General features: G+C 73.5%; 15 protein-coding genes. 3 read left to right on the forward strand and 12 right to left on the reverse strand.

What is annotated here, in order from left to right:
• Positions 1–131 precede the first annotated feature (131 nt).
• The 4 genes from ABT106_RS15360 to ABT106_RS15375 form a co-directional block, all read right to left on the reverse strand.
• Positions 132–887, reverse strand: a complete 756-nt coding sequence (locus tag ABT106_RS15360; protein WP_351276916.1) for an AIM24 family protein — start codon at positions 885–887, stop codon at positions 132–134.
• Between the two features lie 17 nt (positions 888–904).
• Complete coding sequence (locus ABT106_RS15365) at positions 905–1,585, reverse strand: AIM24 family protein (RefSeq protein ID WP_267718389.1); 681 nt, start codon at positions 1,583–1,585, stop codon at positions 905–907.
• Between the two features lie 20 nt (positions 1,586–1,605).
• Complete coding sequence (locus tag ABT106_RS15370) at positions 1,606–3,246, reverse strand: TerD family protein (RefSeq protein ID WP_351276919.1); 1,641 nt, start codon at positions 3,244–3,246, stop codon at positions 1,606–1,608.
• Positions 3,247–3,376: 130 nt separating this feature from the next.
• Complete coding sequence (locus ABT106_RS15375; RefSeq protein ID WP_351276921.1) at positions 3,377–3,916, reverse strand: M48 metallopeptidase family protein; 540 nt, start codon at positions 3,914–3,916, stop codon at positions 3,377–3,379.
• A gap of 210 nt (positions 3,917–4,126) precedes the next feature.
• Here ABT106_RS15375 and ABT106_RS15380 point away from each other — a divergent pair, with 210 nt between their 5' ends.
• Both ABT106_RS15380 and ABT106_RS15385 read left to right on the forward strand, forming a co-directional pair.
• The gene (locus ABT106_RS15380; RefSeq protein ID WP_351276923.1) at positions 4,127–5,269 is read left to right on the forward strand and encodes a ThiF family adenylyltransferase; all 1,143 of its coding nucleotides are present in this window, start codon (positions 4,127–4,129) and stop codon (positions 5,267–5,269) included.
• A gap of 74 nt (positions 5,270–5,343) precedes the next feature.
• Positions 5,344–6,684, forward strand: coding sequence for an ABC1 kinase family protein (locus tag ABT106_RS15385; protein WP_351276926.1), 1,341 nt, complete (start codon positions 5,344–5,346; stop codon positions 6,682–6,684).
• A gap of 25 nt (positions 6,685–6,709) precedes the next feature.
• Here the strand turns inward: ABT106_RS15385 and ABT106_RS15390 are convergent, their stop codons facing one another.
• The 5 genes from ABT106_RS15390 to ABT106_RS15410 form a co-directional block, all read right to left on the reverse strand.
• The gene (locus ABT106_RS15390) at positions 6,710–6,916 is read right to left on the reverse strand and encodes a hypothetical protein (protein ID WP_351276928.1); all 207 of its coding nucleotides are present in this window, start codon (positions 6,914–6,916) and stop codon (positions 6,710–6,712) included.
• 108 nt (positions 6,917–7,024) lie between these two features.
• A complete protein-coding gene (locus ABT106_RS15395) occupies positions 7,025–7,354 on the reverse strand; it encodes a putative WhiB-interacting protein (RefSeq protein ID WP_267718069.1) in 330 nt (109 codons plus the stop codon).
• A complete protein-coding gene (locus ABT106_RS15400) occupies positions 7,351–7,722 on the reverse strand; it encodes a WhiB family transcriptional regulator (protein ID WP_267718071.1) in 372 nt (123 codons plus the stop codon). The genes ABT106_RS15395 and ABT106_RS15400 overlap by 4 nt, the downstream gene beginning before the upstream one ends.
• A gap of 192 nt (positions 7,723–7,914) precedes the next feature.
• Positions 7,915–8,226, reverse strand: coding sequence for a hypothetical protein (locus ABT106_RS15405; RefSeq protein ID WP_351276980.1), 312 nt, complete (start codon positions 8,224–8,226; stop codon positions 7,915–7,917).
• A 178-nt stretch (positions 8,227–8,404) separates the two neighbouring features.
• Positions 8,405–10,570, reverse strand: coding sequence for an ATP-dependent DNA helicase UvrD2 (locus ABT106_RS15410; protein ID WP_351276932.1), 2,166 nt, complete (start codon positions 10,568–10,570; stop codon positions 8,405–8,407).
• Between the two features lie 158 nt (positions 10,571–10,728).
• Here ABT106_RS15410 and ABT106_RS15415 point away from each other — a divergent pair, with 158 nt between their 5' ends.
• Positions 10,729–10,989, forward strand: a complete 261-nt coding sequence (locus tag ABT106_RS15415; RefSeq protein WP_351276934.1) for a mycoredoxin — start codon at positions 10,729–10,731, stop codon at positions 10,987–10,989.
• 94 nt (positions 10,990–11,083) lie between these two features.
• On the opposite strand, the gene nudC is transcribed toward ABT106_RS15415, so the two are convergent.
• The 3 genes from nudC to ABT106_RS15430 all read right to left on the reverse strand — a co-directional run bounded on the left by nudC (position 11,084) and on the right by ABT106_RS15430 (position 17,078).
• Entirely contained in the window at positions 11,084–12,040 is a 957-nt protein-coding gene (nudC, locus tag ABT106_RS15420) for an NAD(+) diphosphatase (RefSeq protein ID WP_351276937.1), read from the reverse strand.
• A 78-nt stretch (positions 12,041–12,118) separates the two neighbouring features.
• Positions 12,119–13,525, reverse strand: coding sequence for a dipeptidase (locus ABT106_RS15425; RefSeq protein WP_351276939.1), 1,407 nt, complete (start codon positions 13,523–13,525; stop codon positions 12,119–12,121).
• A 10-nt stretch (positions 13,526–13,535) separates the two neighbouring features.
• Entirely contained in the window at positions 13,536–17,078 is a 3,543-nt protein-coding gene (locus ABT106_RS15430; RefSeq protein WP_351276941.1) for an ATP-dependent helicase, read from the reverse strand.
• Positions 17,079–17,102: the final 24 nt, after the last annotated feature.

Raw genomic sequence — 17,102 nt, forward strand, 5'->3', positions numbered from 1 at the left:
CGGCAGCAGATCCGCCGCAAGGGAGTGTGCCTTGATCACTGTCATCGAGCAGGCCGTGCAGGCCCGTCTGTTCGCCACCGCGCCGTAGGTCGCCCGTGCGGGACCGCCCCTTCGCCGTCGTGCCGGGGTTGTCAGTTCCAGGCGTTGTTCTGGTTCTGCGCGTGCGCGCCCTGCTGGCCCATGCCGAACTGCGCGGCGGCGCCCTGTCCGAGCTGGGCGTTCTGCGGCGGCAGCACCTCGCTGGGCTGCACCAGCGCGAAGCCGGTGCCGAGGAAGCTCAGCTCCCAGCCCTCGCCGGTGTTGCCGCGGCGCCGCCAGACTCCGGTGGAGTGGGTCTGGGCCTGCATCTGGACCCGCAGCGAGGTCGACCAGGCGACGATGGCGTCCGCGTCGGCGTTGACGTACTTGTCCGGCGTGACCTGCATCATCAGCGGCTGCCCGGAGGTCATCAGGGCGACCTTGCCGCGGCCGGTGATGTTGAGCTGGTACTTGCCGGACCCGGAGATCCCGTACTGGCTGTCCACCGCGATGACCTCGGTGTGCAGGGTGGAGTCCAGAGCGAGCACGTAGCTGCTGTCGACGGTGAGGCCCTCCTGGTCCACGTCCACGACGTGGACGTACTGGGCCAGGTTGGCGAGGTAGACGGTGCCCTGCCCGGAGCAGCGCATGAGGTCGAGGCCCTCGCCGGTGCGGGCGCGGGCGCCCCGCTGGGTGGTGCTCTGGTACTCGCCGTCGAAGTCGATGATGCCCTGGTAGGCGACCATCGCGCCCTTGCGGGCGAGGACGTCGTCGGTGCCGGTCAGCGAGACCCGCAGCAGTTGCGGGTTCTGGACCGCGTACCGCTCCTGGGACTGCGCCTCGGCGTGGGCGAAAAGTGCGCTCTGCATGATGTGTCCGCTCCCCCTCAGCCCCGGGCCCGGAGCCGGTCGGTGCTGTCCTCGCTGGGCTGTACGACGACGATGCCCTGACCGGAGAAGGCCATCTGGTAGGCCTCCCCGCTGCCCCGGCCGATCATCGACGAGGCCTTGAAGCTGCGCTTGCCCTTGACCTTGAGGTTCGGGGACCAGGCGACGAGCGCGTCGGGGTCCACGTACGTCTCGTCGTCGCCGCGGCCGCAGTCGACCACGATCGGCGTGCCACGGGAGGTGATGGCGACCCAGCCGGTGCCGGAGACCTGCACGTTGAACAGGCCCTGGCCGGCGAACTTCGCCATGCCCTTGACCCGCTCGACGCCCCACTGGAGGTGTGCGTCGAACGCGAGCAGGTTGCTGCCGTTGACCGACAGCGCGTCGTTGTCGAGGTTGATGACGACGACGTCCGCGCCGTAGTCGGCGAGGTAGAGCAGACCGTCGCCGGTGCACTTCATCAGCGGGGCGCTCTCGCCGGTGAGCCACTGCGAGGCCATCTGACGCACGGCCGGCGGGTTGGGCTCGTACTGGACGAAGCCCTCGTACGCGACCATCGAGCCGGTGCGCGCGAACAGGTCCTGGCCGCTCTGCATGGCCACCTTGAGCATGGCCCGGCCGTGGTTCTCCATGCGGGCCGTGACGGGGGTCGGGGCGTAGCCCGCGAGCTGCTGGTTCATTGCGTTCATGTCGGGCTCCCTCAGACCTCGTACGGCTGGACGACGATGAAGTTGCCGGGAGCGCCGCGGAACTGGAGGTTCACGGTCTCCCCGCTGTGACCGGGGTAGGCGTTGCGCCGGAGCCGGACCTGGCTGGAAAGGATGACCTGCGAGGCCGCGGACCAGGCGACGATGGCGTTGCTGTCCGCGAACGTGGTCGGGGTGACGGGCAGGACGACCGGGACGCCGTGCGTCTTGACGATCACCGTGCCGGTGCCCTGGAACTGCATGGTGAACAGGGCGCCGCCGGGGATGCCGTGGCCCTCGATCCTGCGGACCTCGTGCTGGAGCGACTCGTCGAAGGCGAGGACCGCCTCGGCGGAGACGCAGATGGCGTCGCCCTGGAGCTCGATGGCGTGCAGGTGGGCGCCGTTCTCGGCGAGGAAGACCTGGCCGCGGCCGGTGCAGCGCATGAGCTGCATCTCCTGGCCGGTGGCGTTGCCGACGATGCGGCCGGCGAAGCCCGCGCCCTTGTAGCTGAAGTCCACCTTGCCCTGGTACAGCACCATGCTGCCCTGGCGGGCGAGGACGGCCTGGCCGCCCATCGCCAGGTCGACCCGCATGAGCTGCTGGTTCTGCGGGGTCCAGCGGGCGCCGGTGGGGGCTTCCTTGTACGGCTGGAGCGCGGCGGTGAGCCCGGCTCCGGCCGCGGCCTGCGGCGCGGGGCCGGGCTGGCCGCCGTAGCCGGGGGGCTGGCCCGGTACCTGGCCGTAGCCGGGGGGCTGGCCGTGCCCGGGCTGCTGACCGTAGCCCGGCTGCTGCCCGTAGGGGGCGGGGGCCGGGGCCGGCGGGGGGACCTGGCCGTACGAGGGCTGCTGCGGCTGCCCGTACGGGGCGGGGGCCGGCGGGGCGAGCGGCGCGGCCATGGTCGGCGCGGCGTGCACCGGGGCCGGGGCGGCGGGCTGCTGGTACGGCTGCGGCTGGTGGACCGGGGCCGGTGCGGGCCCGCCGAACGACGGCGCGGGGGCCGGTGCGGGCGGGGCCTGGTGGGCCGGGGCGCCGAACGAGGGCGCCGGGGCGGCGGCCTGCGGCGGCGGGGCGAAGCCGGGGGCGGCGCCGCCCTGGGCGGGGACCTGCTGCTCGGACCCCGCCTCCTCGGCGACCTCGCCGCCGAAGTTCCGCAGCAGCGCGTCGAGCCCGCCGTCGAAGCCCTGGCCGACGGCGGCGAAGCGCCACACGTCCTTGAGGTAGAAGTCGCCGAGCATCACGGCGCGCTCGGTGGTGAACTCGGAGCCCGTGAACGCGTACCGGACGACTTCTTCGCCGCCGGCCACGACGCGGATGTATCCCGGGCCGATCTGCGACATCTGTCCGGCGCCGTCGATGGTGGCGGTGAAGGACAGCTTGTGGATCGACGCCGGGATGCGGTCCAGCGTCACCCGGAAGGATTCGCTGTCGCCCGCCTGGGCGCCCAGCTGCTGGATGGACTCCTCCGGCGACTTCGGCTGGTTGAAGAAGACGAAGTAGCGGTCGTCCGAAAGCTGCTCGTTCGCGTCGAGGCCGAAGCAGCTGATGTCGAAGGCGAGTCCGGGTCCGGAGATCTGGACGCCCACGTACAGGTCGGTGCCCGCCGTCAAATCACTGATCTTGGCCTTGTGGCCGCGTTGGAATTCCCTGGCCATACGTACGACCGTCCCCCATCCCGACTGTGAATGCGTGGCGCTCAGGCTAACGGCAACGACGGACATCCGGCCAAGTCGGTACCGACCCGGTACATATCACCGTGCGTGACGTCCCGTACGGGGGCGCGGATCACTCCCCGCCGTCGGCGGGGACCGTCGGGAGGCGCTCGGCGGCGACCACGCCCTCCAGGTAGCCGCGGGCCCGCTCGGTGCGCGGGTACGCCTCCAGCAGCTCCCAGAAGCGGGGGCCGTGGCCGGGCACCAGGAGGTGCGCGAGCTCGTGCAGGAGCACGTAGTCGACGACGTACTCCGGCATCCCCTGGAGGCGGTGCGAAAGCCGGATGCTGCCCTCGGACGGGGTGCAGGAGCCCCAGCGGGTGTTCTGGTTGGTGACCCAGCGGACGGTGCCGGGGCGGGCGCGGGCGCCGAAGTACTGCTCGGACAGCCGCTCGGCCCGTGCGGTCAGCTCGGCGTCCCCGAGGGTGCGCCGGCCCTCCTGGGCGGCCAGCTTGTCGAGCATCACGCCCACCCAGCGCCGTTCCTCGGCCTCGGACATCCGGGCAGGGATGAGGACGACCGTACGGTCACCCTCGCGGTAGGCGGATACGGTCCTGCGGCGGCGCGCGCTCCGGCGGACTTCGACGGCGCGCTGCGGTGGATCGGCGGACACGCCACGACGGTACCCGTTGGCCGTCGTGGAAGTCCCGCAGGTCCGGCGTTCGGACAGGACCGATTCGCGGGCGGCGGCCGGAACAGTCCTCTTTCCCTCTCATATGCCTGATACCCCCCGCCTGTGGACAAACTTCCGCACGGAACCCGGCGGGAGGGCACGGTGGGGGCGTACGGGAAGTGAGTGCGATGGCGAATCGAGGGGGCGGCGATGTATCCGAAGGTGAAGCCGGCGCTGGCGCGGGCGTGGCGGGATCTGCGGACGGTGCAGTTCGGGGTGACTCCCGCGCACGCGGTGGTCTTCGGCCCCGTGGACACGGCGACCGGTGCGCTCATCGACCGGATCGACGGGACCCGGGGGATGGACCTGCTGCGGGCCGAGGCCGCGGGGATGGGGCTGCCGGACGGCTGCGCCGACGAGCTGGTCCGGCGGCTGGCGGGGGCCGGCCTGCTCGACGACGCCACGGCGGGCGGCCCGCGGGCCCAGGCCGTGCGGGAGCGGCCGGAGGAGCTGGAGCGGCTGGGCCCCGATCTGGGCTCGCTGTCACTGGTGCGGCGTGAGCCGGGCGGGGACTTGCGGGGCGTGGCCGCGCGCCGGGCGGTACGGGTCCAGGTGCGCGGGAGCGGCCGGGTGGGGGCCGTGATCGCCGCGGTCCTGGCGGGCGCGGGCGTGGGCCGGGTCGAGGTCCTCGACGGGGGCCGGGTGGAGCCGGCGGACGTGGCGCCGGGCGGGCTCGGGGCGGGAAGCGTGGGCCGGCCGCGCGCCGAGGCGGCGGGCCGGCTCGTGCGCGAGTCCGCCCCGGGGCGGGCGCCGCGGGCCGGGGAGCGGGACGGCCCGGAGCCCGGCCTGTCCCTGGTGGTCGTCGCCCCGCGGGACGGACTGCAGGCGTGGGCCCCCGATCCGGGGACCGCGGCCGGCTGGGTCGCCTCGGGGGTCCCGCACCTGTACGCGGGGGTGCTGGAGGGCACCGGGCTGGTGGGCCCGCTGGTGCTGCCGGGGGCCACGGCGTGCGCGGGCTGCATGGAGCGCGACCGGGTGGAGCGGGACGGAGCCTGGCCGAGGATGCTGGTCCAGTGGCGCTCCGCCCACCGGCGGCGCGCGACCGCCGCCTGCGACCTGGGGCTGTCGGCGGCGACCGCCGGCCTGGCCGCGGCCCACACCCTGTCCTTCCTCGACGGGGAGCTGCCCGCCTCCACGGGCGCCCGCTGGGAGGCGGCCCTCCCGGGCCTCCACTGGGAGCGCTCCGGGGTCGTCCCCCATCCCGGCTGCCCGTGCGGCGCGGCCGCCGGCCGTCCGGCCGTGCTCGAGCGGACGGGAGGAGGATCGGGAGCCGGCCTGCCGGTAGGGCCATGACAGGATGCCTTGGGTCCGAGGGGTCTTCGCGAACCGCCGCTTGCGGCGCAGCTGTCTGGGAACTGGAGGGGCACATGTCTGATCTTCCCCGGAAGGCGGTCACCCGTACCGTCAAGCTGGCCGCGCTGCCGCTCGGCTTCGCGGGACGGGCCACGTGGGGGCTGGGCAAGCGGATCGGCGGCAAGTCCGCGGAGATCGTGGCGCGCGAGCTCCAGCAGCGGACGGCCGAGCAGCTCTTCAAGACGCTCGGGGAGCTGAAGGGCGGGGCGATGAAGTTCGGCCAGGCCCTGTCGGTCTTCGAGTCGGCCCTTCCCGAGGAGGTCGCGGGACCCTACCGGGCGGCGCTGACCAAGCTCCAGGAGGCGGCCCCGCCGCTGCCCGCGGCCACGGTGCACCAGGTGCTGGCGCAGCGGCTGGGCGAGGACTGGCGAGAGCTGTTCGAGGAGTTCGAGGACAAGCCGGCCGCGGCGGCCTCGATCGGGCAGGTCCACCGGGCGGTGTGGCACGACGGCCGGCAGGTGGCGGTCAAGGTGCAGTACCCGGGGGCGGGCGAGGCGCTGCTCTCGGACCTGAAGCAGCTGGGCCGGTTCGCGGGGCTGCTGGGGCCGCTGATCCCGGGCATGGACATCAAGCCGCTGATCAAGGAGCTGCGCGACCGGGTCTCCGAGGAGCTGGACTACGAGCTGGAGGCCGAGGCCCAGCGCACCCACGCGGACGCCTTCGAGGACGATCCGGACGTGGTCGTGCCGGACGTCGTGCACCAGGGCGACCAGGTGCTGGTGACCGAGTGGATGGAGGGCACCCCGCTGTCGGAGGTGATAGCCGACGGCAGCCGGGAGGAGCGTGACCGCGCCGGTCAGCTGCTGGCCCGGTTCCTCTTCTCCGGTCCCGCGCGCACCGGGCTGCTCCACGCGGACCCGCACCCGGGCAACTTCCGGCTGATCACGGAGCCGGACGGACGGACACGGCTGGGCGTGCTGGACTTCGGCACGGTGGACCGGCTGCCCGGCGGCTGGCCCGAGCCCATCGGCAGGTCGCTGCGGATGACCCTGGACGGCGACGCCGAGGGGGTCTACGGCCACCTGCGGGCGGAGGGGTTCGTGAAGGAGTCCATCGAGCTGGACCCCGAAGCGCTGCTGGCGTACCTCAAGCCGATCATCGAGCCCGCCGAGGCCGAGGAGTTCACCTTCACCCGGCCGTGGCTGCGCGGTCAGGCGGCCCGGATAGCCGACCCGCGTTCTCCCGCGCACCAGTTGGGCCGGCAGATCAATCTGCCGCCGTCCTACCTGCTGATCCACCGGGTGACGCTGAGCACCATCGGGGTGCTGTGCCAGCTGGGCGCGACCGTGCGGCTGCGGGAGGAACTGGACTCCTGGCTGCCGGGGTTCCCCTCCGCCGCCGGGGTGACGCCGTGACGGCGGCCGCGCGGCCGTGGGCCGCTCACCACCAGGAGGAGTCGAGCCTGCCCTCGATCGCTCTGAGGTTGGCCCGGGCGCAGTCGTCGCAGAGGTAGAGCCTGGCGCCGTTCTCCACGGAGCAGGTCCAGGTCGGCGGGGCGCCGTCCGGGGACCGGGCACCGCAGCTCGCGCAGACGACGGGCTGGGCCTCGGGTCCCGGCGGGGCGGGGCGGGGAGTCGGCTGGTCCACCTCCGGACGATATCTCCGTACGGGGCGGTGCGCCGTGCGCAACGCACCGGGGGGACCGGCCCGTTCGGACCGGTCCCCCCGGGACGTGGTTGAGCTCCGTACCGGCCGTCAGTTCATGACGGCCATGGCCAGCGCGCGCCGGGCGCGCAGCGAGACGCGCTCGGCGCGGCGCTGCATCCGGCGGGCGGCGACCAGGCGCAGGGCGTGACGCTCGGCGTCGGCCTCACGCATGCGGTCGTCCATATGGGCACGGGCCAGGGCTTCTGGGATGAGTTGCATTTCGCGGGTCCTGTTCTGACGCGAGGTCATCGCGCCTGCGGTGATGAAGTCTGCGTGGGCGGCGCCGTGCGGCTGCTCGCTCGTGGTGTGGGGGGTCATGAGGGCCTGCTTCAGGGGGTCGTGCGTGAGGGGGCGGTCGATGGTTCCGTGTGCGGTCATGCCGCGACAACCGGGTTCTTGCGGGGACGGCCACGGGGACGCTTGCGGGCTACGACGACGCCCTGCACGAAGAGCTCGCCTCCCCAGACACCCCAGGGCTCGCGGCGCTCGGACGCCCCGGCGAGGCAGGCCTCGACCAGCGGGCAGGTACGGCAGAGGGACTTCGCGTACTCGACGTCCGCCGGGGACTCGGCGAAGAAGACCTCGGGGTCGAAGGTGCGGCACGGAACGGGTACGCCGAGGTTCTCGATGGCGTCGTCGAGCGCGGTCAGCGCGGTGAGCGGAGTCAAGGCGTGGTCCTTCGGGACTGCGGGCGGGGAGATCGTTTGGGTCTGCGGTACGGACGGGGCGTGCGCTTCGAGTTGCACGGTGGTTTTTTCCTCGTCTTGGTGGCTGGTCGTTCCGGCCGGTCGGCCGGGTTCGGCTGGGTTGCCCTCACACCGACTGGTTCTGCCAGTCCCGAGGCCCCTTCGCTCCGTCGTCCCCGTTCGGGGACAAACAGAAGGGCCGCGGATCCCGGGTGGGGTTCCGCGGCCCTGAAGGCGCCGGCCTGACACACGTCAGGCTGGATCACTCCAGGGTTCGAGCCCACGGAAGGCCCACATCAGGTGGTGCTGCTGCTTCGTCGTCTGCTTCGTCTTGGATCCGGCACCGGCCGCGGCGGCAAACCCATAGGCGCCATGTGCCTGGGCTTCCCTTACCGCCGCCAGTGCCTTGATCGGTCGCTCATTGCGCTCACTGACCGGAAGGGTCGCCAGCAGGGCGGCGGGGCTGCCGGCGGAGATCGCGGACAGACCGGTACCCAGGAGCGAGACGGAACCGAGCAGGCAGGAAGCGTCGACCGAGCGATCGGTCATTTTGCTGAAGGTCATGAAGCTGGTCACTGGTCTCGCCTCCTCTCGGCGTCTCGGGGACCGGCCCGGAGGCCCGTCCCATGCGTATTCGGATAAGTACAGCACGGATCAGGGGCTTCGGAGAAGCCACCGTTTCCGTTGCTAAGAACCTATGGGGCTTCGCTGGGCATGTGCAAACTATTTTTCCGACGAGTTTCTACGCGTCGTCAGCTTTCTCGGAGCCGGGCTCTTGACCTGCGCAGATGGCCAGGACATCGGCTCCGTACCGGTCGAGCTTGCGGGCGCCGACACCGGAGATCATCGAGAGCTCTCCGCCCTCGGACGGCGCGGCCTCCGCGATCGCCATCAGCGTCTTGTCCGTGAAGACGCAGTACGCGGGCAGGCCCTGCTCCTTCGACTGGCCCGCGCGCCAGTCCCGCAGCCGCTCGTAGAGCCCTTCGTCCATGTCGGAGGGGCAGTCCTCGCAGCGCGTCAGTTTGAGCTCGCCGGCCTCGGTCAGCGTCCTGCCGCAGACCCGGCACAGCACCGGGCCGCGGCGGCCGCGCTTGCGGGGGCCGCGCTCGGCCGCGGCGCCCGGCCCGGCCCCCTGGGCCGCGGAGCCGGGCCGCAGGCCGTTCAGGAAGCGGCTGGGGCGCCTGGAGGCCCGTCCGCCCGGAGCGCGGGAGAGGGCCCAGGAGAGGTTCAGGTGGTGCCGGGCCCGGGTGACGCCGACGTAGAGCAGCCGGCGCTCCTCCTCGACCTGCTCGTCGGTCTTCGCGTACGTGATCGGCAGCATGCCGTCGGTGAGGCCGACGAGGAACACGGCGTCCCATTCGAGGCCCTTCGCCGCGTGCAGCGAGGCGAGGGTCACACCCTGGACGGTGGGGGCGTGCTGGGCGGCCTTGCGCTCGTCCAGCTCGACCGTCAGGTCGGCCAGGGTGGCGCCGGCCCGGGCGCGGGCGAAGTCCTCCGCGAGGCGGACCAGGGCGGCCAGCGATTCCCACTGGTCGCGCACGGCGCCGGAGCCGGCGGGCGGCTCGGCGGTCCAGCCGGTGGAGCTGAGCACGGCCCTGACCTGGGATCCGAGCTCGACGACGTCGTCGAGCAGCGGGTCGTTCCCCCCGGAGCGGGCGGCGCCGCGCAGGGCGAGGATCGCCTTCTGGACCTCGTTGCGCTCGAAGAAGCGCTCGGCTCCGCGCAGCTGGTAGGGGACCCCGGCGTCGGCGAGGGCCTGCTCGTAGACCTCGGACTGGGCGTTGATGCGGTAGAGCACGGCGATCTCGCCGGCCGGTACACCCGCCGCGACCAGGTCCCGGACGCGGCGGGCCACGCCCTCGGCCTCGGCGGGCTCGTCGGGGTACTCGGCGTAGACCGGGTCGGGGCCGGCCTCGCGCTGGGAGACGAGCTCCAGGCGGTGCTCGGCGGCGCGGCCCTTCGCCTGGTTCAGCAGTCCGTTGGCGAGGTGCACGACCTGCGGGGTGGAGCGGTAGTCGCGGACCAGCTTGACCACGGTGGCCTGCGGGTAGCGGGTGCGGAAGTTCAGCAGGTGGTCGGGGGTGGCGCCGGTGAACGAGTAGATCGTCTGGCTGGCGTCGCCGACGACGCACAGGCTGTCGCGTTCGCCGAGCCACAGTTCGAGCAGCCGCTGCTGGAGCGGGCTGACGTCCTGGTACTCGTCCACGACGAAGTGCTGGTACTGGGCGCGGACCTGTTCGGCGATGTCGTGGCGGTCCTGGAGGATGGCGACCGTGAGCAGCAGCACGTCCTCGAAGTCGATCATGCCGCGGTCACGCTTGAGCTGTTCGTACATCGCGTAGATCTGGGCGGTCTCGGCCGTGTCCCGGGGGGCTTCGCGGCCGGACTTCAGGACGGCGGCCGGATAGTCGGCGGGCACGGTCTGGGTGACCTTGGCCCACTCGATCTCGCCGGTGACGTCGCGCAGCTCGTTCCGGTCGAGCCGGACCCGGCAGCGCGCTGCGGCCTCGGCGACGAACTGGACCTTGCGCTCCAGCAGCCGGGGCATGTCCCCGCCGATCGCCTTGGGCCAGAAGTAGTGGAGCTGGCGCAGGGCGGCGGAATGGAAGGTGCGGGCCTGGACCCCGCCCGCGCCGAGGCCGCGGAGCCGGCCGCGCATCTCGCCGGCGGCGCGGTTGGTGAAGGTGACGGCCAGCACGCTGGCCGGCATGAGCTGCCCGGAGTGGACGCCGTAGGCGATGCGGTGGGTGATCGCGCGGGTCTTGCCGGTGCCGGCGCCGGCCAGCACGCACACCGGCCCGCGCAGGGTCGTCGCGACCTCGCGCTGCTCCGGGTCGAGGCCCAGGAGGACCGCGTCGGCCGGGTCGGCGGCCGCGGGGAAGGACGGGGAGTGCGTTGCTGATGTCACCCCGCCATGCTGCCAGGTCCGGTGGGGCGGACGGGAAAGTTGTCCACAGGGCGCCCGTATCCGTCGTACTTACGGGAATGGCCCGGCGGCCGCGTACGTTCGTGTACTCGGAGACTCGGAGATTCGGACCGCCGGGGCCGCACGAAGGAGAGCGCAGCATGCAGGACACGGGCACCGTCACGATGTACAGCACGACCTGGTGCGGCTACTGCCGCCGGCTGAAGAGCCAGATGGACCGTGAGGGCATCGCGTACAACGAGATCAACATCGAGCTCGACCCGGAGTCCGCCGCGTTCGTGGAGAAGGCCAACGGCGGCAACCAGACGGTTCCCACCGTGCTCGTGAAGTCCTCCGCCGGCACGGAGTCCGTCATGACGAACCCGAGCCTGGCCCAGGTCAAGCAGGCTCTCGCCGTCTGAGCGCCCGCCGTACCCACCAGAAAGGCCCCCGCCGAGGCGGGGGCCTTCTGCTGTGACGAACGTTACGGAGCGGGAACGGGAGCGGGCGCCGCGGCTACGCGACCGGCCGCGGCAGCGGCTCGCCGTACCAGAGCTCGACGAGGCGCGCCGCGATGGAGACGCCGGACAGGGACAGGACCTCGCCCTTCTCGATCGCCTCGCGCAGGTCCGCGCGCGAGAACCAGCGGGCTTCCTGGATCTCCTCGCCGTCCACCGTGATCTCGGACGTGGTGGCGCGGGCCGTGAAGCCCAGCATCAGGCTGTACGGGAAGGGCCACGGCTGGCTGGCCACGTAGGCGACGTCGCCGACCTTGACGCCCGCCTCCTCCCACACCTCGCGGACGACGGACTGCTCGATCGACTCGCCCGGCTCCACGAAGCCGGCCAGCGTCGAGAAGCGGCCCTCGGGCCAGTGCACCTGGCGGCCCAGCAGCGCGCGGTCGTGCGCGTCCGTGACCAGCATGATCACGGCCGGGTCGGTGCGCGGGTAGTGCTCGGCGCCGCAGCCCGGGCAGCGGCGGATGTGTCCGGCGGCCGCGACCACCGTGCGCTCGCCGCAGCGGGAACAGAACCGGTGCAACCGCTGCCAGTTCTCCAGCGCCACCGCGTGCACCATCAGGCCGGCGTCGCGCGGGGACAGCAGCAGCCCGGCCTCGCGCAGTCCGGCCGGGCGGGCCGACTGGTCGATGCGGCCCGGCAGCGAGTCCTTCTGCAGCGCGAAGTACCGTACGCCGTCCTCGTCGGTGCCCAGGAAGTAGCGGTGGGTCTCGGTGACCGGGGCCTCGAAGGCCGGGGTCATCACGATCGCGGTGCCGCCGTCGGGGGTGTCGTCGATCAGGACCTGGCCGCCGGAGACCACGAAGACGCGGGTGTTCGGGTGGCTCCAGGCGGCGGCGAGCCACGCCTCGTCCAGGCGGTGGTGCGCCGCGCGGTCGATGCCGCTGGGCGCGGCGAGCGAGATCGGGCGCTCGGGCTCGGTACGGGTGCTCACAGGTACTTCCAACTCCCCCATTGGTAGGGCATGGCAGGCTCGGCGGGGTGGTGCTCCGGGCTCCGGGCGGCAGACGTGCCGGCCGCCGGGCCGCGGGCCTCAGGCAGGTGTGCGGTGGGTGGCGGCCAGGTCGGCCCAGAGGTAGGCGGTGGTCTCGACTCCCTTGAGGAGGAGGTCCAGCTCGACCTTCTCGTTCGGGGAGTGCCAGCCGTCGGAGGGCACCGAGATCCCGAGGAAGAGGACCGGTGCGCCCAGGACGTCCTGGAGGTCCGCGGCGGGACCGGAGCCGCCCTCGCGGGTGAAGCGGACCTTCTGGCCGAAGGCGCGGCCCATGGCCCGTACGACCGACCGCAGCGCCGGGTGGTCGAGCGGGGTCAGGCACGGGCGGGTGGGGGCGCCGAAGGTGACGGAGTACCGGATCCCGTCCGGGACCCGGCCTTCCAGCCAGCGCTCGAAGGTGGTCTCCACCTCGTACGGGTCCTGCCCGGACACCAGGCGGAACGACAGCTTCAGGTGGGCGGAGGCGGGCACGATCGTCTTGCCGCCGGGGCCCTGGTAGCCGCCGCCGATGCCGTTGACCTCGGCGGTCGGGCGGGCCCAGACCCGTTCCAGCGTGGAGTAGCCGGCCTCGCCGGCGGCCGCGTGGGACTTGGCCGTGCGCAGCCACTCGGACTCGTCGAAGGGGAGTTCCGCGATCAGCTCGCGCTCCGCGTCGGTCAGCTCGGCGATGCCGTCGTAGAAGCCGGGGAGGGTGACCCGGCCGTTCTCGTCGTGCAGCGCGGCGACGACGCGGGCGGCGACGGCGGCCGGGTTGGGCACGGCCCCGCCGAAGGCCCCGGAGTGGATGTCCTGGTCCGGGCCCTGGAAGTCGATCTCGCAGTCGGCGACGCCGCGCATGCCGGTGCAGACGGTGGGGGTCGTCTCGGACCACATGCCGGTGTCGGAGACGATCACGACGTCGGCGGCGAGCTCGGCGGCGCGGGCCTCGACCAGCTCGCGGAAGTGGACGGAGCCGGACTCCTCCTCGCCCTCCACGATCAGCTTGAGGTGCACGGCGGGGGCGGCGGCGCCGGTGGCGGCGAGGTGGGCCCGTACGCCGAGGGTGTGGAAGAAGACCTGCCCCTTGTCGTCGGCGGCGCCGCGCCCGTACATCCGGCCGTCCTTGACCACCGGTTCGAACGGGTCGGTGTGCCAGCCGTCGGCGCGGGCGGCGGGCTGTACGTCGTGGTGCCCGTAGACGAGGACGGTCGGGGCGTCCGGGTCCTCGCTCGGCCAGTGCGCGAAGACGGCCGGGGCGCCCGGGGTCTCCCAGACCTCGGCGACGGGGAAGCCGGTCTCCTTGAGCTTGGCGGCGAGCCATTCGGCGCTGCGGCGTACGTCGCCCGCGTGCTCGGGCTGCGCCGAGACGGAGGGGATGCGGAGCCACTCGGCGAGGTCGTCGAGGAAGGCGGCGCGGTGGGTCTCGATGTACGTGCGGACGACGCTGTCCGGCGGGCTGTCGGTCATGCCCACGAGCCTAGCCGTCCGTCTCGTGGTCACCGTCCGTGCCCGGTTCGCCTTGGAGGATCCGCTCAAGGCGGGCCCGGCCGGGGAGGTCGCGGGGCCGGATCACGCGGCCGCTGCGGACGTGGAGGAAGACGCCGGCGACCCGGTCGAGGGGGGTGCCGGTGGCTTCCGCCCAGGCGAGGCGGTAGACGGCGAGCTGGAGCGGATCGGCCTCGGTGGTGCGGCCGGTCTTCCAGTCGACGATCTCGTACGAGCCGTCGGGGTTCTGGTAGACGGCGTCGATCCGGCCCCGGATGACGCGGCCGGCCAGGGTGATCTGGACCGGGGCCTCCATGCGGTGCGGGGGCCGGTCGGCGTACGGGCTGCGCTCGAAGGCGGCCTTGAGGGAGGCGAGGTCGGCCTCGTCGGCGATCTCCTGGTCGGAGCCGGGCAGCTCGGTGGCGGGGTCGAGGACGTCGAGCATCGGGAGGGGGAGCTCGTCGAAACGGGACTCGACCCAGGCGTGGAACCGGGTGCCCTGGCGGGCGGCGGGCTGCGGCGGCTTGGGCATGGGGCGGGCGAGGTCGCGGGCGAAGCCCTGCTCGTCGGCGGCGAGCCGGAGCAACTGGCTGGCGGACAGCGCGGAGGGCAGCTCGACGTCCCGGACGGCCGCGCGGGCCCGGCGCAGCTCGCCCTCCAGGGCGTCGAGGTCCCGGTCCCAGGAGGCGATGGCGCGCTCTTCCTCCGGGGTGGGGCGGTCCAGGGCGGGGGCGGCGGCCGGCGGGGGCGCGTGCGTCGCCGCGGGCCCCGGCCGGGCGGCCCGGGGGGCGGCGGCCCACGGCTCGGCCGCCCAGGGGTCCTCGGGCTCGGGGTGCGGGCGCGCGGACGGACCGGCCGGGGCCGGGGCGGGGGGCTCGGGGTGCGGGCCCGGCGCCCAGGGCTCGGCCGCCCAGGGGTCCTCGGGGGCGTACGGGTCGGGGTCCGGCCAGGGGGCGTCGTCGTCGGAGGGGTCCTCGCAGTCCGGCGGCCAGAGGTACGGCTCGTCCCCGGCGGGCTCCTGTGGCGGGGCCGCGAGGTAGGACTCCACCACGGCCGCCGCCGCGCGGCGCAGCCGCAGGGAGTCCCGGTCCAGCGGGAGCGGCCAGGAGCGGTCCGCCCCGGCCTCGCCGGCCAGCGCCGGGTTCTGCGCGTCGGCGTCGGGCTCGGGGGCCCAGACGTCGATCTCCCCGGCCCCGGCCGCGCAGTGCCCGTACAGCGCGGTCAGGAAGTCGGACGGCCCGCGCCGCTTCTTCTGGGTCGGGCCCCACCAGTGGCCGGAGGCCAGCAGGAGGGAGCGCGGGCGGGTGAAGGTCACGTAGCCGAGGCGGAGCTCCTCCACGGCCTTGTGTTCCTTCAGGGCGGCTTTGAAGGACTTCAGCCCGGCCGAGGTCCAGGGCGGGTCCCCCGGCAGGGTGGGGGCGTCTCCGCGCAGCGCGTACGGGAGCACCTTGGCGTACGCGGTCCAGGACTCCGGCGGCTTCTCCTTGGGGAAGGAGCCCGCGCACAGGTCGGGGACGACCACCACGTCCCACTCCAGCCCCTTGGACTTGTGGGCCGTCAGCACCTTCACCGTGTTCTCGCCGCCCGGCAGCGCGTGGTCCAGGCCCTTCTCGTACTGGGCCGCCGTCCGCAGGAAGGCCAGGAAGGCGAGCAGCGAGACCTCGCCGTCCAGGGCGGCGAAGCCGGCGGCGACGTCCATGAAGTTCGACAGGGTCTCGCGGCGGCGGGCGGCCAGCGCGTGCGGGGACGCGGACAGCTCGACCTCCAGGCCGGTCGCCGTCAGCACCCGGTGCAGTACGTCCATCAGCGGGTCCGCGAGCGAGCGCCGCAGGTCGCGCAGTTCCTGGGCGAGGTGCGCGAAGCGGACCCTGGCCTCCGCCGAGAAGGGCAGGTCGTCGGGGGCCTGCCCGGCTCCGTCGAGGAACGTCTCGAGGGCGTCGGCCAGCGACACGATCTCCGCGGGGTCCACGCCCTCGACGGCGGCCGCGAGCCGTTCGTCGGCGTCCGTGTCCGGGCCGCCGGAGGTCCGGCCGACCAGCAGCCGTGCCCGGCGTCCCAGCAGGGCCAGGTCGCGGGGGCCGATCCGCCAGCGCGGGCCGATGAGGAGGCGGACCAGGGAGGCGTTGGCGCCGGGGTCCTGGAGGACCTCGCAGACGGCGACCAGGTCGGCGACCTCGGGCAGGTGCAGGAGTCCGGAGAGGCCGACGACCTCGACGGGTACGTCCCGTTCCACCAGGACGGCCTGGATGCGCGCGAAGTCCCCCGCGGAGCGGCACAGCACGGCGATCTCCTGCGGCTGCGTCCCGGTGCGGACCAGGTGGGCGACGGAGTCGGCGAGCCAGTCCAGTTCCTCGGCGTGCGTCGGCAGCAGGGCGCAGCGGACGGTGCCGTCGCGCTCCGCGCCCGGCGCCGGGCGCAGTGCCTCGACGCCCTCGTGCATGGCGCGCAGCGGGGCGGCGAGGCCGTTGGCCAGTTCCAGCAGGCGGCCGCCGCTGCGCCGGTTCTCGCTGAGCGAGAACCGGGTGGCGGGGCTCCCACCGGCGTGCGGGAAGTGCTCGGGGAAGTCGTCGAGGTTGGCCACGGAGGCGCCGCGCCAGCCGTAGATCGCCTGGCAGGGGTCGCCGACGGCGGTCACCGGGTGACCGCTGCCCGCGCCGAAGAGGCCGGACAGCAGCAGCCGCTGCGCGACGGAGGTGTCCTGGTACTCGTCGAGCAGGACCACCCGGAACTCCTCGCGCAGCAGCGCGCCCACCTCGGGCCGGGTGGTGGCGAGCCGCGCGGAGAGGGCTATCTGGTCGCTGAAGTCGAACAGGTCGCGGGAGCGCTTCGCGGCGCGGTAGCGGGCGACCAGCTCCAGCAGTTCCAGGCGGCCGCGGACCGCCTCCGGCACCTTGCGCAGGTCCTCGTTGGAGAGCTTGGTTCCCGCCAGGGTGTCCAGCAGGGCGGTGTCCCAGGCGCGCAGCTCGGGCGGCTCGACCAGGTGCTCGGAGAGCTCGGCGTCGAGCGCGAGCAGGTCGCTGACCAGGTCGGGGACGGACTTGGTGAGCGAGGGGTACGGGCCGGGGGCCTCGCGGAGCACCTTCGCGGCGAGCTGGAAGCGGGTGGCGTCGGCGAGCAGGCGGGAGCTGGGTTCCAGGCCGATGCGCAGGCCGTGGTCCTTCAGCAGCTGCCCGGCGAAGGCGTGGTACGTGGAGATGCGCGGCTCGCCGCCGGCCGCGTCGGCGTCGGCCGGGGAGGGGTCCGGGTCGGTGATGCCGGCCCGCGCGAGGGCCTTGCGCACGCGCTCGGCCAGCTCGCCGGCGGCCTTGTTGGTGAACGTCAGGCCGAGGACCTGCTCGGGCGCGACGGCCCCGGTGCCCACCAGCCAGACCACGCGGGCCGCCATGACGGTGGTCTTGCCCGAGCCGGCGCCCGCGACGATCACCTGGGGGGCGGGCGGGGCGGTGACGCACGCCAGCTGTTCGGGCGTGAAGGGGATGCCGAGGAGCTCCTTGAGCTGCTCGGGGTCGGCGAGGACGGACGGACGCGCGGACACGTGAAAAGGCTAGCCGCCCGCGCT

The organism is Streptomyces sp. NPDC002044 (assembly GCF_040296725.1).
GTDB lineage: Bacteria > Actinomycetota > Actinomycetes > Streptomycetales > Streptomycetaceae > Streptomyces > Streptomyces antarcticus.

Excerpts from the sequence above, each read along its gene's own strand:
- ABT106_RS15415 (WP_351276934.1), top strand. The coding sequence starts at position 10,729 with ATGCAGGACACGGGCACCGTCACGATGTACAGCACGACCTGGTGCGGC.
- nudC (WP_351276937.1), bottom strand. The coding sequence starts at position 12,040 with ATGGGGGAGTTGGAAGTACCTGTGAGCACCCGTACCGAGCCCGAGCGC.
- ABT106_RS15380 (WP_351276923.1), top strand. The coding sequence starts at position 4,127 with ATGTATCCGAAGGTGAAGCCGGCGCTGGCGCGGGCGTGGCGGGATCTG.
- ABT106_RS15365 (WP_267718389.1), bottom strand. The coding sequence starts at position 1,585 with ATGAACCAGCAGCTCGCGGGCTACGCCCCGACCCCCGTCACGGCCCGC.
- ABT106_RS15395 (WP_267718069.1), bottom strand. The coding sequence starts at position 7,354 with ATGACCGCACACGGAACCATCGACCGCCCCCTCACGCACGACCCCCTG.
- ABT106_RS15405 (WP_351276980.1), bottom strand. The coding sequence starts at position 8,226 with ATGACCTTCAGCAAAATGACCGATCGCTCGGTCGACGCTTCCTGCCTG.
- ABT106_RS15425 (WP_351276939.1), bottom strand. The coding sequence starts at position 13,525 with ATGACCGACAGCCCGCCGGACAGCGTCGTCCGCACGTACATCGAGACC.
- ABT106_RS15385 (WP_351276926.1), top strand. The coding sequence starts at position 5,344 with ATGTCTGATCTTCCCCGGAAGGCGGTCACCCGTACCGTCAAGCTGGCC.
- ABT106_RS15360 (WP_351276916.1), bottom strand. The coding sequence starts at position 887 with ATGCAGAGCGCACTTTTCGCCCACGCCGAGGCGCAGTCCCAGGAGCGG.
- ABT106_RS15370 (WP_351276919.1), bottom strand. The coding sequence starts at position 3,246 with ATGGCCAGGGAATTCCAACGCGGCCACAAGGCCAAGATCAGTGATTTG.